Consider the following 276-nt stretch of genomic DNA (forward strand, 5'->3'; position numbering starts at 1 on the left):
GCCCTGCCCGGCTCGACCGTGGAGTATTTCAAGCTCTCCTACGACGTTTCCAAGTACTGGCCGCTGAGCTCGATGCTGGTGATCCGCACCGGGCTGAACCTGGACTACGGCGACTCCTACGGCGATTCGTTCACCCGCAACATCTGCTACACCGCACCGAAGTGGATCGACACCGACGGCGACGGCAAGAACGACACTTACGTCCCCAGCGCAGACCCCAGCGATCCCTGTCTGCCGACCTCGCCGGACTTCTCGGAGACCGTGTACGCCGACGGC

At 63.4% G+C, this 276-nt stretch carries 1 protein-coding gene; it reads left to right on the forward strand.

Annotated elements, in window-relative coordinates:
* On the forward strand, window positions 1–276 hold a 276-nt coding region (locus MTCD1_RS20955), incomplete at both ends, for a BamA/TamA family outer membrane protein (RefSeq protein ID WP_159459927.1).

This window comes from Colwellia marinimaniae (genome assembly GCF_002207865.1).
Taxonomy (GTDB): Bacteria; Pseudomonadota; Gammaproteobacteria; order Enterobacterales; family Alteromonadaceae; genus Colwellia; species Colwellia marinimaniae.